We start from the raw sequence: 9,806 nt of genomic DNA on the forward strand, positions 1-9,806 counted from the left end.
GCCGAGGCCTCCGCCGATGTCGACACCGACGACCTCTACTTCCTCCCGTACCTGCTCGGTGAGCGCTCCCCGATGTGGGACCCGGACGCCCGTGGCGCATTCGTCGGTCTCTCGCGGCACCACGGTCGGGCCCACCTCGTTCGCGCCGTGCTGGAGGGCACCGCGTTCAACCTGCTCAGCTGCATCCAGGCATTCCGCGCGTCGGGCGCCGTGATCGACCGCATCGATGCGGTCGGCGGCGGAGCGCAGAGCGACGTGTACCTGTCGGTGCTCGCCGACGTCTGGGGAGTTCCCGTTCGTCGCCGCACGATCGTCGAGGAGGCGAACAGCCTCGGAGCCGCCGTGACGGCCGCGGTCGGGCTCGGGATCACCGACTTCTCGGCAGCACGTGCCCTCAGCGAGGTCACCGCCGAGTTCACCCCGGATGCTGGCCGCCATGCCGTGTACGCCGAACGGCACGCGCGGTTCGCGGATGCCTACGCGGCCCTCGCGCCGTGGTTCGCCGGACGGCCGCGCTGATGGCTGTGATCCTCGTCACCAGCCGATCCTTCTCGGACGGCGACCTCGATCTGGTGGAGCGGGCAGCGCAGTCCGGACACCGCGTCCTCCGCGGGCCCGCGCACCACGACATGGACGAGCTGCGGTCGCTGCTGCACGGCGCCGATGCCTGGATCGCAGGAACCGGCGCCATCACCGATGCGCACCTCGCCGCGGCCCCGAAGCTCAAGATCGTCGCCCGTTACGGAGTGGGCACCGAGTCGGTCGACCTCGCTGCCGCGCGCGATCGCGGCATCCCCGTGACGAACACCCCCGGCGCGAACGCCGACGCCGTGGCCGATCACGCGGTCGGTCTGATGCTGGCCGCGCTGCGGTTCGTGCCGGACGGCGACCGCCGGGTGCGCGCGGGCGACTGGGGGGTTCGACGTGGACGGGAGCTCGGCGCCGCCACGGTCGGCATCGTCGGCTTCGGCCGGATCGGCCAGGGCGTCGCTGCGCGTCTGAGCGGCTTCGGTCCGCGCGTGCTCGCGGCCGACCCGTTCGTGCCCGACGACGTGGTGCGCGCCCGCGGGGCGGAACCCGCCTCGGTCGACGACCTGTTCCGCGCGGCCGACGTGATCACTCTGCACGCCCCGGGCGGCCAGCGACTCGTCGATGCGGAGCGCCTCGCCGGCATGCGGCCAGGCACGGTGCTGGTCAACACTGCCCGAGGGGACCTGGTCGACGAGGCCGCAGTGGCCAGGGCACTGCACGACGGCGTGCTCGCCGGTTACGCGGCCGACACGCTCGACGGGGACACCGCAGCGCACGCGAGTCCCCTGCTCGCGCCGGAGCTCGCCGACCGGGTCATCGTGACCCCGCACCTCGGCGCGCAGACCACCCAGGCGGTCGACAACATGGGCTCCCTCTCGCTCGCCGACGTGATCGCCGTCCTCTCCGGCGGCGAGCCCGCGCATCCCGTCCCAATCCCCGCCTCCGAGGAGACCCGATGACCACCACCGCCGACACCGTGACCTCCGGATCCGAGACGGTCGCCGCCGACTACATGGGCTTCGTCGGGGTGACCACCGCCTCCTCGTCGATCATGAAGGTGTTCCCGCTCTGGGCCGACATCCTCGACCTGCCGACGCGCACCCTGGTCGGTCACGACCTGCCGATGGATGCCGACCCCGCGCAGTATCGCGCGATGGTCGAGCAGATCCGCGACGATCCGCACCACCGCGGGGCCCTGGTGACCACGCACAAGATGAACGTGTTCGCCGCCGCCTCCGACCTGTTCGACGAACTCGACCCGTTCGCGGTGTCGTGCTCCGAGATCTCCAGCATCTCCAAGCGGGGGCGGACGCTGTCGGGAAGGGCCAAGGACCCGATCACGGTCGACCTCGCGCTGAACGACTTCCTGCCCACGGACCACTTCACCCGCACGGGGGCTGCGGTCGTGATCCTCGGGGCCGGAGGCTCGGGCACCGCTCTCAGCTGGGCTCTCGCCGAACGCCCCGACTCCCCGTCGAGGATCACGGTGACCGCCCGCACGCAGGACAAGCTCGACCACCTGCGCGAGGTGCACCGCCAGCACGGCACCCGTGAGGGGTTGATCGAATACGTCGTCACCACGACGCCGGAAGAAGCCGATGCCCTCGTCGCGGCTGCGCCGGCCGGCTCGGTGATCGCCAATGCGACGGGACTCGGGAAGGACCGCCCCGGCTCCCCCCTGACCGACGCGGTGGTGTTCCCCGATGGCGCGTACGCGTGGGAGTTCAACTACCGCGGCTCGCTCGAGTTCCTCCATCAGGCCGAAGCGCAGGCCACGGTTCGCGACCTGCACGTGGTCGACGGCTGGCGCTACTTCATCCACGGCTGGTCGCAGGTCGTCGCCGACGTGTTCGAGCTCGATCTCACACCCGAGACCGTCGAGCGACTCGCCGAGGCCGCGGAGTCGGTGCGCTGATGTCCGCCGTCGTCCGCACGGTGCTCGGGGACATCGCCCCGGCGCTGCTCGGGCGCGTGGACTACCACGAGCACCTGTTCCAGGTGTCACCGCTGCTGCCGGGAGACGAGCTCGACGACGAGAAGGCCTCGGGCGAAGAGGCGGCCCTGCTGCAGGCGAGCGGATTCGAGGCGATGGTGGATGCCACCCCCTTCGGTGTCGGCCGCGACGCCTCCGCCCTGGCGCGGATCAGTGCGTCGACCGGACTGCACATCGTCGCGACGACCGGCCGACACCGTGAAGCCCACTACGGCGCAGACCATCCGATGCAGGTGTGGACCGCCGACCGTCTGGCCGCCCTCTTCATCGCCGACATCACACGCGGCATGCCCGCCGACGATGCGGAGATCTTCGAGGCCCCAGAGGTGTCCATCGCCGCAGCGCCCGACGGCGCGCCCGTGCGCGCCGGGATGCTCAAGGGCGGCGCCGACTACTGGCGCATCAGCCCGTTCGAGCGCACCACGCTGGTCGCGGTGGCCGAGGCGCACCGCGCGACGGGGGCGCCTGTCATGGTGCACCTGGAATTCGGCACGGCGGCTCACGAGGTGCTCGATCTGCTCGCGGCCGAGGGGGTGTCCGCCGACCGCGTCGTGCTCGCACACGCCGACCGCGACCCCGATCCCGGCCTGCACGTCTCCCTCGCGGAACGCGGAGCCCACCTCGGCTACGACGGCTTCGCACGACCCCGCACCCGCTCCGATGCCGAGCTGCTCGCCCTGACGGTCGCTGTCGTGGAGCGCGGCGCCGGGGACCGGATCGTGCTCGGTGGCGACGTGGCTCGTCGCACGCGGTACGTCGCCTACGGCGGCATGCCAGGACTCGCCTACCTCGGCGAGCGCTACCTCCCACGCCTGCGCGACGCGATCGGCGACGAAGCGGTGCACCGGATGCTCGCGACCACACCGGCCCGACTGCTGACGCTCTCCACCTGAACCCGAGCATGGGCCGGAACAAGAGCATGCACATGGGCATCCACATCCGCATCCGACAGCCCCGAGGAGACACCGTGTCAGAGCCGACCGTCCTGCATGCCACCTTCACTGCACGACCAGGCACCGGGGACATGGTGGCCACCCTGCTGCGTGCGTTCGCCGATGTCGTGCGCGCCGAGGAGGGCAACCTCGTCTTCGACGCGTCCCGGCTCGTCGACGATCCCGACCGCTTCTTCGTGTACGAGGTCTACCGCGATGAGGCGGCCTTCCACGCCCATCTCTCCGCCCCCGCCGGTGTCCCCTTCAACGCCGCGCTGCAGGAGCTCATCGTCGAACCCTCGTCGCAGCTCACCTTCCTCCGTCGGGTCTGACCCAGGTACCACCCCCACTCCGCCCCATACGCACCCACCTGGCAACGAAGAAGCCCCCCACCCGGAGGTGAGGGGCTTCTTCAGCGTTGCGGTGTCACTCGTAGAGCACGGCCGCGATCTTCTCATCGTCGATGTTGCTCTTGTCGTACCAGTACGAACCGGTGTCGTAGAACTTCTCGACGGAGTCACCGTTGGCGGCGTCGTAGGCGGCCTGCACGACCTGTGCGCCGATGCCGATCGGGTCCTGCGTGATGGCGCCGGCCATGGTGCCGTCCTTGATGGCGTTGATCTGCGCTGCGCCGGAGTCGAAGCCGACGATCGTGATCTTGCCCTTCTCGAGGCCCAGCTCGTTCACGGCGTTCACGACACCGATGGCGGAGCCTTCGTTGGTCCCGTAGATGCCCTTGAGGTCGGGGTGGGCCGCGATCAGGGTCTTGGCGATGTCGGCCGACTTGAGGTGGTCGCCGTCACCGTACTGGATGTCGACGATCTCGATGTCGGGGTAGTCCGCCTCGATCTTGTCGACGAAGCCGTCGCGGCGCTCGACACCGGTCGAGTTGATCTGCGAGTGACCGACGATGGCGACCTGGCCCTCGCCGCCGATCAGGTCGGCCATGTGCTCGGCAGCGAGCGCACCGGCGACCTTGCTGTCGGTGGCCGACAGGCTGAGCCCAACGTCGCCGTTGCAGGGGGCGTCGAAGTAGACGACGGGGATGTCCTTCGCCTTGGCCTGCTCGAGGGGGGCGACGCACGCCTCGGGGTCGAGGGCGGCGTAGGCGATGGCGTTCGGGTTCTTGTCGATCGCGGCGGTCAGCATCTCGAGCTGCTGCGCGATCTCGGTCTCGGCGGCAGGACCCTCGAACGTGATCTTCACGCCGAGCTCCTTCGCCTTGTCCTCCGCTCCCTTCTTGACGGCCTGCCAGAACTGGTGCTGGAAGCCCTTCGAGACCATGGCGATGTACATCTCGCCGTCGCTGCTGCCGCCGCTGCTCGAGCCCTCTTCGATCACGTCGCCGCCTCCGCCGGCACAGCCGGCGAACACCAGTGCGGATGCGGCCACCAGGGCCACGAGTGCGGTCTTCTTCCCGAATTTCATGAAAACTCCATTGTTTGGGTACGACTCGGTTTGTTCTGTGTGGATGCCGGACGAGCCGGCGCTGTGGACATTCCAGGTGCCTGTGCGGATGTCTCCGCGGGGTGTCGGCCGGGGCCGGAGGACGACGACGGGCACGGGTTTTCGCCGCCGTCCAGGTCTCAGGTGCGCTGTCGGTTGCGCAGCGAGTCGAGGAACACCGCGAGCAGCACGACCACGCCGACGACGATGTTCTGCCACTCGGGCTGGATCGACATGATGCGCAACCCGTTCACGAGCACGCTCATGATGAGGGCGCCGATCACGGTGCCGAGGATGGATCCGCGTCCTCCCAGCAGCGAGGTGCCGCCGATGATGACCGCGGCGATCGCCTGCAGCTCGTATCCGGTGCCGATCTGCGGCTGGGCCGAATCGAGCCGCGAGGCGATGACGATGCCGGCGACCCCGGTGAAAGCTCCGGCGAACATGTAGATGAGGATCGTCCAACGACGCGTGTTGACGCCCGAGAGGCGCGTGGCCTCCTCGTTCGAGCCGATCGCGAACGTGTACCGGCCGAGGAGCGTCTTCGACAGCACCAGGTACGCGATGACCGCGAGCACCGCTGTCACGAGCACGGCGTTCGGGATGCCGGGGATGATCACGCCGAGGGCGATCTTCTTGAAGTCGGGGGCCGACGTCGAGAAGTAGATCGGTGCGACACCCGAGATCACGAGGGCGAGGCCGCCCGCGATCATCATCATCGCGAGGGTGGCGATGAACGGCGGGAGGCGGAGGAACGTGATGTTCACACCGTTCACGAGCCCCATCAGCACACCGGTCAGGACGCCGCCGATCACGCCGACCCACACCGGGAGCCCCATGTTGGTCACGAACACACCCGTCATCACGGCGCACAGCGCCATGCCGGTGCCGATCGACAGGTCGATGCCGCCGGTGATGATGACGAAGGTGGTGCCGAGGGCGAGGATGCCGATGACCGCCGTCGACAGCAGCACCGTGGCGATGTTGCTGAAGGTGAAGAAGTTCGGGCTGGCGATCGAGAAGAAGATGATCAGCACGATGAGCGTGCCGAACGCCAGCGACTGCTGGAACTGACGCTTCAGGAACGCGCCGACGTCTCTCTTGTCCGTGTTCTCGTTCACGGCGGTCTGGATGATCGTCGTCGTCGACGATCCGGGCTGCTGCGGAGCGCTCATCAGTCTTCCTCCCCGTGGGCTGCGAGTTGCATGATCTTCTCCTGGCTTGCTTCCTCGTTGCGGAGCGTCCCGGTGATGCGGCCGTTGGCGAACACCGCGATGCGGTTCGCCACGCGGAGGATCTCCGGGAGCTCGGATGAGATGACGATGATGGATTTGCCTGCATCAGCGAGCTGCTGCATGAGGCGGTAGATCTCCTCCTTCGCGCCGACGTCGATGCCTCGCGTCGGTTCGTCGAAGATGAGGATGTCGCAGTCGCGCATCAGCCACCGGGCGATGACGACCTTCTGCTGGTTGCCTCCGGAGAGGAGCTTGACCACCTGGTTGACCGAGGGGGTTTTCACCCGCAGCTGCTGCACGTACTCCTTGGTGCGGTTCTTGGCCTTGCTGTCGCCCATCCAGCCGATCGCGTTGGCGTAGGAGCCGAGCGAGGCCAGCACGGTGTTGAACGTCACGTCCTGCTCGAGCATCAGCCCGAGGAGCTTGCGGTCCTCCGAGAGGTATCCGACGCCGTGCTGCACCGCGTCGGCGGGCTGGGCGATCTTCACGGTGCGACCGTCGATCGCGATGGTGCCGCCGTCGCGATGGTCGGCGCCGATCACCGCCCTCGCGGTCTCGGTGCGTCCCGCACCCATCAGCCCGGCGAACCCGAGGATCTCGCCCTTGTGCAGCTGGAAGGACACGTCCTTCAGAAGGTTCCTGGTCGACAGCCCCTGCACATCGAGGACGATCGGGTCGTTGGCGTGCTCGCGGGCCTGAGGACGGGTTCCCTCGTCGATCACACGCCCGACCATCATCTCGATAATCGTCGGGATGGTGATCTCGGACCGGTCGAGTGATCCGATGTATGTGCCATCACGCAGGACGGTCACCCGATCGGCCAGGCGACGCAGCTCGTCCATGCGGTGCGAGATGTAGACGATCCCGGTGCCACGCGCCTTGAGCTGCTCGATCAGCACGAACAGCGTCTCGACCTCGGTGTCGGTGAGGGCCGAGGTGGGCTCGTCCATGATGAGCACCTTGGCGTTGAACGACAGGGCCTTGGCGATCTCGACCATCTGCTGCTCGGCCACCGTGAGCTCGCCGACGAGTTGCCGCGGGTTCAGGTGGATGTCGAGGCGCTGCAGCAGGTCTGCGGTCTGGGCGTTGAGCTTGCGCTCCGACAGGAACGGGCCCGTCGTCGGCTCCCGCCCGACGTAGATATTCTGCGCCACGGTCAGATCGGGCATCAGGTTGAGCTCCTGATGGATGATCGTGATGCCGAGCTCCTGCGCCTGAAGAGGGCTCGTGAGCTCGACCTCCTGACCCTCGAACGTGATCGTCCCCTCGTCCTTGGTGTAGATCCCGGAGAGGATCTTCATCAGGGTCGACTTTCCCGCGCCGTTCTCACCCACGAGCACGAGCACCTCGCCGGCGTGCACCTCGAGGTGCACGTCCTTCAGCGCCTGCACGCCGGGGAATCCTTTGCTGATCCCCTCGACCCGGAGGATGGGTCCACTCATGCGCTCACCTGCTTCCTTGAAGGTTCTGCTTCGATGTCGACGGATCATTCCGCCGCAAACATCGGATCAATTCTGCGTCCTACGCTACGGGCAGCGCAAGTTGTATCTAAATGTATCTAACGTCGACGAGGTTGGGAAGACCTGTAATGACATCTTGATCTTTCCCGCCCTTCGCCGACTCAGTGCAAGCGGATCGACTCGACCGCGACGAGCTTGTCGCGGATGTAGGCGTTCGCGTGGGCACCCAGCTCGACGTTGTCGTTCCAGAGGTTCCGCCAGATGCCGAGCATGCGGCTGAGGTCAGGGGCGACGACCGCCGACGAGAACGACTCGAACACGATCGGGCCGTCGTACCCGATGCGCCCGAGCGCCTTGAAGAACGCGTCGAAGTCGACGGTGCCGGTTCCCAGATAGCCGCGGTGGCTCTCGCCGATGTGCACGTAGCGCAGGGCGGGTGCGGCATCGAGGACCGGCGCGAACATATCCGACTCCTCGATGTTCATGTGGTACGTGTCGATGTGGATCCCGAGATTCGGCCGGTCGACCTCGGCGACGTACGCGAGAGCCTGCCGCGCCGTGTTGAGCACGTTCGTCTCGTAGCGGTTCACGACCTCGAGCGAGACCGACACTCCGCGCTCGGAGGCATGGTCGGCCACCCGCGCGATCACGTCCCGGCTGCTCGCGAGCCCTTCGGTGGTCACCGGCTCCATGTACTTCTTCATCGCGCTGTAGATCACGCCGCAGAAGTGCTTCCCTCCGAGATCCGCGAGCACGTCGACGGCCTTGATGAGCAGGGCTTCACCGGCCGCGACGATCACGGGGTCGGAGCTCGTGACGTCGGTCGCCTCGGACAGGCCGAGCGACGCACTGACGTCGAGGCCGTATTCCTCGAGAGCATCCTTCGCGACCGCGACGTCGAAGGAGAACGGATCCATCAGCGGGAACTCGATGAGGTCGAAGCCCGCCTCCTTGGTCTTCTGCACCGCCAGACGAATGCCCTCGGCATCGAAATTCCCCGTCCAGACCAGACCGTGACAGCCGATGTTCATGAGACCTCTCACAGCGGGTGTCCGGCACCGTCGCCGCCCCGGACTTGGCACGTGCCAAGTCCGGTGTGCGAGTCACGCTACGTCGGGGGCGGCAGCGGTGTCAAGAACTTTCTTGGCACGTTGCAACTCCTCCGATATCCTGAGGCCGCCACCGCGGTCAGGAGCCCCGATCGCCGCGGCGACGATGAAGACAACGAAGACGAAGACGAAGAAGACGAAGGAGCCCCATGCCAGCGAGCGTCAAGGACGTCGCCGCCCTCGCGGGAGTCTCCTCCTCCACCGTGTCGAACTACCTCAATCACCCGCACGTGCTCGGAGCCGCGAGCCGCGAGCGGGTACGGGCCGCGATCGAAGAGCTCGACTTCGTGCCCAACGAATCCGCTCGGCAGCTGCGGGCCGGCTCCAGCAAGGCGCTGGCGCTCATCCTCCTCGATGCCTGGCTGCCCTACTTCCACGACCTCTCGCGCGGCGTCGAGGACGTGGCGCGCGAGGGCGGCTGGTCGCTCTTCTTCAGCAACAGCGACCGCGACGAGACACAGGAGCGACGCAACCTCGACATGTTCGAGGCGCACCGTGTGCAGGGCATCGTCATCTATCCGCTCGGCGACGTCGTACCGCGCCTCGAGGCGCTCGCCGATCGCGGCATCCGCTCGGTCGTGGTGGGACCGATCCCCGACTCATCGAAGGTCGCATCCGTGCTGTTCGACGATCGTGCCGGCGGCCGCCTCGCGGGGAAGCACCTCGTCGATCTCGGGCGACGACGCATCCTGTTCCTCGGCAACCCGGCGGTGAGCCAGTCGAACGATCGTCTGGCCGGGCTCCGCGAAGCCGTCGCCGACACGGACGCGACGGTGTCGACGGTCGAAGTGCCGCACTTGGCGACCGAGGACGGCCTGGAGGCCGGCATGCGGATCATCGCCCTGCCCCCCGCCGAGCGGCCCGACGCCGTGTTCGCCGCGAACGACATGGTGGCGCTCGGCGTGCTCACGCAGCTCCTGCGCCACGGCGTCCGCGTGCCGGAGGAGATCGCACTCATCGGGTTCGACGACGTCGCCCAGGCGCACCAGGGTGTCGTCCCGCTCACCAGCGTGCGGCAGCCCGGCTACGAGATCGGCCGCGCCGCCGGGATCGCCCTGCTGGCACAGCTCGCCGCCCCCTCGGCACCCCCGCCCGCGACG

10 protein-coding genes are annotated in these 9,806 nt (G+C 67.9%); 6 read left to right on the forward strand and 4 right to left on the reverse strand.

Features of this window, described 5'->3' with window-relative positions:
* The 5 genes from AX744_RS02370 to AX744_RS02390 form a co-directional block, all read left to right on the forward strand.
* The coding region (locus AX744_RS02370) for an FGGY-family carbohydrate kinase (protein WP_269454438.1) at positions 1-519 on the forward strand (519 nt) is incomplete at its 5' end.
* Complete coding sequence (locus AX744_RS02375; protein WP_061015293.1) at positions 519-1,490, forward strand: phosphoglycerate dehydrogenase; 972 nt, start codon at positions 519-521, stop codon at positions 1,488-1,490. The genes AX744_RS02370 and AX744_RS02375, both read left to right, overlap by 1 nt.
* The gene (locus AX744_RS02380) at positions 1,487-2,446 is read left to right on the forward strand and encodes a shikimate dehydrogenase family protein (RefSeq protein WP_082738373.1); all 960 of its coding nucleotides are present in this window, start codon (positions 1,487-1,489) and stop codon (positions 2,444-2,446) included. The genes AX744_RS02375 and AX744_RS02380 overlap by 4 nt, the downstream gene beginning before the upstream one ends.
* Positions 2,446-3,417 carry a phosphotriesterase family protein gene (locus AX744_RS02385; protein ID WP_061015290.1) on the forward strand — a complete coding sequence of 324 codons (972 nt, stop codon included), beginning with the start codon at positions 2,446-2,448 and terminating at the stop codon, positions 3,415-3,417. Before AX744_RS02380 ends, AX744_RS02385 begins: the two co-directional genes overlap by 1 nt.
* Before the next feature lie 74 nt (positions 3,418-3,491).
* A complete protein-coding gene (locus AX744_RS02390) occupies positions 3,492-3,788 on the forward strand; it encodes a putative quinol monooxygenase (RefSeq protein ID WP_230977795.1) in 297 nt (98 codons plus the stop codon).
* Positions 3,789-3,882: 94 nt separating this feature from the next.
* Here the strand turns inward: AX744_RS02390 and AX744_RS02395 are convergent, their stop codons facing one another.
* The 4 genes from AX744_RS02395 to AX744_RS02410 form a co-directional block, all read right to left on the reverse strand.
* A complete protein-coding gene (locus tag AX744_RS02395; RefSeq protein WP_046747534.1) occupies positions 3,883-4,884 on the reverse strand; it encodes an ABC transporter substrate-binding protein in 1,002 nt (333 codons plus the stop codon).
* A gap of 158 nt (positions 4,885-5,042) precedes the next feature.
* The gene (locus AX744_RS02400) at positions 5,043-6,077 is read right to left on the reverse strand and encodes an ABC transporter permease (protein WP_171011018.1); all 1,035 of its coding nucleotides are present in this window, start codon (positions 6,075-6,077) and stop codon (positions 5,043-5,045) included.
* Positions 6,077-7,579 carry a sugar ABC transporter ATP-binding protein gene (locus AX744_RS02405; protein ID WP_046747533.1) on the reverse strand — a complete coding sequence of 501 codons (1,503 nt, stop codon included), beginning with the start codon at positions 7,577-7,579 and terminating at the stop codon, positions 6,077-6,079. Before AX744_RS02405 ends, AX744_RS02400 begins: the two co-directional genes overlap by 1 nt.
* Positions 7,580-7,758: 179 nt before the next feature.
* A complete protein-coding gene (locus AX744_RS02410) occupies positions 7,759-8,628 on the reverse strand; it encodes a sugar phosphate isomerase/epimerase family protein (RefSeq protein WP_061015291.1) in 870 nt (289 codons plus the stop codon).
* A 227-nt stretch (positions 8,629-8,855) separates the two neighbouring features.
* On the opposite strand from AX744_RS02410, the gene AX744_RS02415 reads away from it, so the two are divergent.
* Positions 8,856-9,806: LacI family DNA-binding transcriptional regulator (locus AX744_RS02415; protein ID WP_061015292.1), on the forward strand; the 951-nt coding region annotated here is incomplete at its 3' end.

The sequence above is a fragment of the Microbacterium sp. CCH5-D1 genome (assembly GCF_001557335.1).
GTDB lineage: Bacteria > Actinomycetota > Actinomycetes > Actinomycetales > Microbacteriaceae > Microbacterium > Microbacterium oxydans.

What these genes read in the sequence shown, in the direction of transcription:
- AX744_RS02405 (WP_046747533.1), bottom strand. Translation starts at nt 7,579, where the DNA reads ATGAGTGGACCCATCCTCCGGGTCGAGGGGATCAGCAAAGGATTCCCC.
- AX744_RS02410 (WP_061015291.1), bottom strand. Translation starts at nt 8,628, where the DNA reads ATGAACATCGGCTGTCACGGTCTGGTCTGGACGGGGAATTTCGATGCC.
- AX744_RS02375 (WP_061015293.1), top strand. Translation starts at nt 519, where the DNA reads ATGGCTGTGATCCTCGTCACCAGCCGATCCTTCTCGGACGGCGACCTC.
- AX744_RS02380 (WP_082738373.1), top strand. Translation starts at nt 1,487, where the DNA reads ATGACCACCACCGCCGACACCGTGACCTCCGGATCCGAGACGGTCGCC.
- AX744_RS02400 (WP_171011018.1), bottom strand. Translation starts at nt 6,077, where the DNA reads ATGAGCGCTCCGCAGCAGCCCGGATCGTCGACGACGACGATCATCCAG.
- AX744_RS02395 (WP_046747534.1), bottom strand. Translation starts at nt 4,884, where the DNA reads ATGAAATTCGGGAAGAAGACCGCACTCGTGGCCCTGGTGGCCGCATCC.
- AX744_RS02385 (WP_061015290.1), top strand. Translation starts at nt 2,446, where the DNA reads ATGTCCGCCGTCGTCCGCACGGTGCTCGGGGACATCGCCCCGGCGCTG.